This is a genomic window from Ideonella sp. P3_A4 (assembly GCF_056403075.1).
The window spans coordinates 1-4,738 of record NZ_JBFUGE010000464.1 but is presented as its reverse complement, the minus strand read 5'-3'; the positions used below and the strand labels follow the sequence as shown (position 1 = coordinate 4,738).

Here is a 4,738-nt window from a genome sequence, read left to right as displayed (position 1 = left end):
CCAGGAAGGTCAACGCGGCCGCCAGTTTGGCGAACGGGAAGGCTTTGTCGTTCTTGCCGCCGCCAGCAGGCTTGGACTGCGACACCCGCTTGAGGGGACGAACAAAGCGTTGCGTGGAGCTTGGCACCGGGACGCCTCCTGACGAGTCGTTGAAAGCGCGACATTGAGCAGGCCACGCTAGCTGCACGACATCCCTCCTTTGGGGGTGTGGCGGGCGACAGACGCGAGGCGCCAGGATGGCGGCGCGTGGCTGGCCGGGGCGACCCGCGTCGCGTCGGCCAGAGCGACCGGAATACACGGGTCTGCACGTCGCCTGCCATCCAGCACACGCGTGTCTCGCGCGACGCACTTCGGCACCATGCCGGCATGCAGGGTGTCACTGTCACCGAACTGATCCGCCGCCTTGAGCAGCTGCTGCGCTACGGCACCATCGCCGAGGTGGACCTGGGTGCTGCGCGCTGCCGCGTCAAATCCGGCGAGCTGCTCAGCAACTGGGTGCCCTGGTTCGCCCAGCGCGCCGGCGAGACCCAGCACTGGAGCCCACCCACCGTCGGCGAGCAATGCCTGCTGCTGAGCCCCGGCGGCGACACAGCGGCGGCGGTCGCCATCGTCGGCCTCTACAGCGCCAGCGCTGCGGCGCCCAGCAGCAGCGCCTCGGTGCACACCACCCACTACCCGGACGGTGCGACGCTGACCTACGACCACGCCAGCCATGCCCTCAGTGCAGCGCTGCCGCCCAGCAGCAGCTTCACGGTCACGGGTACCGGCGGAACGATCAACGTCGACCATCTCACCGTCAACGCCGACGCCACCACCTGGAACGGCCCGATTCAACTCAACGGCCACATGCACGCCACGGGCGACGTGGTCGCTGGCGGCATCAGCCTGATCAACCACACGCACGGTGGCATCGATCGCGGCCTGGCGAAGACGGACCCGCCGGCATGAGCACCGCCATCGGCATGAGCGCGACCTCGGGTGCCGCGCTGTCGGACATGGCCCACCTGCGCCAGTCCATCGCCACCATCCTCTTCACCCCGGTCGGCTCGCGCGTCATGCGCCGCAGCTTCGGCAGCCTGCTGCCCGAGCTGATCGACCAGCCCGACAACCCCACGACCCGCGTGCGCCTGTTCGCGGCTGTCGCCGGTGCGCTGATGCGGTGGGAGCCGCGGTTGCGCATCAGCCGCGTGCAGCTCGGGCAATTGGCGAGTGGCGCCACCCCGGGCACCGCCGAGCTGGTACTCGAAGGCACCTACGTTCCGCCGGACGGCCCCAAGCAGTTGCTCGCGCTGCGTCTTCCGATCCATCTGCAGGCCTCCGCATGATCGACCTGTCCCTGCTGGCCCCGCCAGCCATCATCGACGCGCTCGGCTTCGAGACGATCCTGGCCGAGCTGAAGGCCGACGCCATCGCCCGCCTGCCCGAGCTCGCCGACCTGCTCGATCTCGAATCGGAGCCGGTCACTGCACTGCTGCAGGTGGTCGCCTACCGTGAGCTGCTGCTGCGCCAGCGCATCAACGAAGCGTCCAAGGCGGTCATGCTGGCCTACGCCGCCGGCACCGACCTGGACCAGATCGGCGCCAACTACGGCATCCCGCGCCTGGTGCTCACCCCAGGCGACCCGGACGCCATCCCGCCGGTGGACGACGTGATGGAGGCGGACACGGACTTCCGCACCCGCATCTTGCTGTCGCTTGAGCGTTTCAGCACCGCCGGCAGCGCGGCCAGCTACGAGTACCACGCGCGCACCGCCTCGGCCGAAGTCCAGGACGCTGCTGCCTCCAGCCCGGCCCCGGGCTACGTCACCGTCTACGTGCTCGCCTACGCCGGCGATGGCACTGCACCGCCCGAGCTGCTGATCACCGTCGCCGAGGCGCTCGATGCCGACACCGTGCGGCCCATGACCGACCACGTCACCGTGCTGTCGGCCAGCATCGTCACGTACACCGTTCAGGGTCACCTGGTGGTGTCCAACGGCCCTGACGCGGAGACCATCCGCCTGGCGGCTTTGGCCGCCTGCCAGGCTTATGTGGGCGGTGCAAGGCGCCTGAACCAGGGCGCGAGCCTGTCTGGCATCTACCAGTCGCTGCACCAGCCCGGCGTCACACGCGTTCAGCTCGCTTCGCCCTTGGCCGACATCGTCGTCGCCGAGGGGCAGGCTTCGCACTGCCTGAGCATCACCCTGACCGCGGGGCCGGAAATTGGCTGATCACCTCCTGCCCCCCAGCGCCACCGAGCTGCTGCGCCAGACGAGCCTCGCCGCCGAGCGCGCGACAAGCCTGCCCGTGGAGATCCGCGACGAATGGTCGCCCCAACGCTGCGCCAGCCACATGCTGCCCTGGCTCGCCTGGGCCTTCGGCGTCGAGGAATGGGACGTCACCTGGACCGAGGCGCAAAAGCGCGCCGCCATCACGTCGGCCCTGGCGGTCAAACGCACCAAGGGCACCATCGGCGCCGTCGTCTCGACAGTCGAAAGCATGGGCCTGGGCGCTCAGGTCATCGAGTGGTTCAACCAAGTCCCGCTTGGCACGCCCTACACCTACGACCTGGTCATCACCGCGGAGGGCGCCGGCTTCAGCCAGCAACAGCTCGATCTGCTGCTTGCGCTCATCGAGCGCACGAAGAACGTCCGCTCTCATCTCGACGAACTGCGCCTCGAGGTCCAGTCGCGCACCACGCTGTACACGGCCGGTGCGCCGATTATGGGCTTCAACATTCAGCTCGACTATGGCGGCGAGCTACCCGACCCGCAGCCGACGCCGTTGCTGCTGATGCACCTCGATGTCGATGGCCCAGACGGCACGCTGGGTAACGCCTCGCCGACGCGTTGGCTGTGCATGCCCAACGGCAACGCGGCGATCGACTACTACGAAGGCAGGTTCGGCGGCTCGATCGTGCTGGATGGTGCGGGCTGGATCACCGCCGAACTTCAGAACGAGCCACCTCGCCTATCCGACTTCACGGTGGAGCTATTCGTCAACCCGGCAGCCGCCGGCTCCACCGCCGATGCCCGCTACGCGCAGCTCGGCAACAGTGTCTGGCTCGCCCGCTCGGGCTCGACCGTGCCCCACCGCCTCACGGCCCTCTTCAATGGCGCCGGCGACGTGGTGGTGACCGCGATCGCCGCCAGCGCGGCCACTGAAATCCCGAGCGACGTCTGGACCCACGTGGCGCTCGTGCGGGAAGCTGGCGAGTTCCGCCTGTACATCGGCGGCCGACTCGTCGCCTCCAACACCTTGGCCGACACCAAGATCCAAACCACCACCTTCGCCTTCGGCGCGGACCTGTCTGGCGCCAACGGCCTGGCCGGCCACCTCGACGAGATCCGCGTATGCGAGTCGGCCGTTTACACCGCCGACTTCACGCCACCAATGGCTCCGTTCTCCTCGTTCTAGCCGCAACCCCATGGCCCTCTACCAGAGCATCCACACCGACTACGGCCTGGCCGCGAACGCCGAGGCCGAGGCCACCGGCTCGCCCATCTTGCTCACCCACATGGTCTGGGGCGATGGCGGCGGCGTGCCCGTCACGCCCGACCCACAGGCCACACAGCTCGCGCGCGAGGTCTACCGCGCCCCCATCAACCGCGTCTACCAGGAGCCGAGCGACCCGCCCGGCATGTTCACCGTCGAGGGCATCATCCCCGCGGCCGAGGGCGGCTTCGTGCTGCGCGAGGTCGGGGTGATCGATGCCAACGCCGGCCTGTACGCCTACGGCAACCTGCCGGACGTTTACAAGCCCGTGCTCGACGAAGGCGCCACCTCGGACGCCGTCGTGCGTCTTAAATTCGCCGTGGCCAACGCGGACATCGTCACCCTGCAGATCGACCCGAACGTGGCGGTGGCCAGCCAGCAGTGGGTGCTCAACACCATCAATCCCGCCTTCTTGCTGCCCGGCGGCACGACCGGCCAGGTCCTGGCCAAGGCGAGCAACGACGACGGCGACGTCGTCTGGTCCGATCCCGACGTGGCCTCGGTCGTGGTTGACCCGATCGAAGAGGTGCAGCAGCTCGTTAACGGCCAGTCCGTCGTCAACCTGACCCAGACCACCACGCTCGGCCTGGTCCTCTACGTCGACGGCCTGCGCCTGCCGCCCGGTGACTGGACGCCGGACCCAGAGGTCGACACGCGACTGACGCTGAACACACCCGTCAGCGGCGCCCACGAGCTGATCGCCGCGCAGAACGAACCGCAGGGCATGGCAGGCATTCCCCTRCAGCGTCAGAACAACCTGTCGGATGTGGTCAACAAGGCGACTGCCCGCACGAACCTGGAGATCTACTCCAAGGCCGACGTCGATGCCCTTCTGGCGAAGGCGGCACCCATCGGCATGAAGGGCGAGTTCTACCGGTCGGCCATCCCCACGGGCTGGCTGAAGTGCAACGGCGCCGCAGTCAGCCGCACCACCTACGCCGCGCTATTCGCCGCCATCGGCACGACCTATGGCGCAGGCAACGGCAGCTCGACCTTCAACCTGCCCGACGATCGCGGCAACTTCAGCCGCGCGTGGGACGATAGCCGCGGCGTGGATAGCAACCGCATCTTCGGCAGCGAGCAGGCGGCCGCCTTCCAGGCCCACAACCACGCCGCCTCAAGCGCAGCCGCAGGCGGYCACGCCCACACGGCAAGCAGCGCCAGCAGCGGCGCCCACACTCACACGGCGAGCAGCGGCAACGCCGGTGCGCACAACCACGCTGGCACCACGGGCAGCTCTGGCGCCCACAGCCACAGCTTCGACA

Annotated in this window: 5 protein-coding genes; all 5 read left to right on the top strand. The window is 68.6% G+C overall.

The genetic code is table 11. From position 1 onward, the window contains the following. Positions 1-246: 246 nt before the first annotated feature. On the top strand, positions 247-948 hold the full coding sequence (locus AC1DYI_RS26865) for a phage baseplate assembly protein V (protein WP_477207185.1): 702 nt from the start codon (positions 247-249) through the stop codon (positions 946-948). Further along, on the top strand, positions 945-1,325 hold the full coding sequence (locus AC1DYI_RS26860; RefSeq protein WP_477207184.1) for a GPW/gp25 family protein: 381 nt from the start codon (positions 945-947) through the stop codon (positions 1,323-1,325). Before AC1DYI_RS26865 ends, AC1DYI_RS26860 begins: the two co-directional genes overlap by 4 nt. Then, entirely contained in the window at positions 1,322-2,209 is an 888-nt protein-coding gene (locus tag AC1DYI_RS26855; protein WP_477207183.1) for a baseplate assembly protein, read from the top strand. The genes AC1DYI_RS26860 and AC1DYI_RS26855 overlap by 4 nt, the downstream gene beginning before the upstream one ends. Continuing rightward, the gene (locus tag AC1DYI_RS26850; RefSeq protein ID WP_477207182.1) at positions 2,202-3,395 is read left to right on the top strand and encodes a phage tail protein I; all 1,194 of its coding nucleotides are present in this window, start codon (positions 2,202-2,204) and stop codon (positions 3,393-3,395) included. Before AC1DYI_RS26855 ends, AC1DYI_RS26850 begins: the two co-directional genes overlap by 8 nt. A 10-nt stretch (positions 3,396-3,405) precedes the next feature. After that, on the top strand, positions 3,406-4,738 hold a 1,333-nt coding region (locus tag AC1DYI_RS26845; protein WP_477207181.1), incomplete at its 3' end, for a phage tail-collar fiber domain-containing protein.

Coding starts and splice junctions, on each gene's coding strand:
- AC1DYI_RS26855 (WP_477207183.1), top strand. CDS start 1,322: ATGATCGACCTGTCCCTGCTGGCCCCGCCAGCCATCATCGACGCGCTC.
- AC1DYI_RS26860 (WP_477207184.1), top strand. CDS start 945: ATGAGCACCGCCATCGGCATGAGCGCGACCTCGGGTGCCGCGCTGTCG.